The following is a 228-nucleotide window of genomic DNA, read 5'->3' on the forward strand; positions in this document are numbered from 1 at the left end:
ATCCTCGATCCCCTGACAGGCCGCGTGCCGCGCTCAAGATGCTCGATGCGGTGATGCGCCGCGGGGAGTCGCTCGATGTCGCGCAGCACGCGGCCTGTCAGGGGATCGAGGATCGGTCCGACCGCGCGCTCGCCATGGCGATCGCGGGCGAGGTGCTCCGCCATCTGCCGGGGCTGGACCTGCTGATCGACAGCATGACCCGGCTGCCACTGGCCGACGACGCCAAGG

1 pseudogene is annotated in these 228 nt (G+C 70.6%); it reads left to right on the forward strand.

The features are described 5' to 3' along the window. Window positions 1-228, forward strand: a pseudogene (locus AX735_RS25980) (SAM-dependent methyltransferase); the annotation flags it as partial.

The sequence above is a fragment of the Blastomonas sp. CCH1-A6 genome, from assembly GCF_001556365.1.
In the GTDB taxonomy this organism is placed as follows: Bacteria; Pseudomonadota; Alphaproteobacteria; order Sphingomonadales; family Sphingomonadaceae; genus Blastomonas; species Blastomonas ursincola.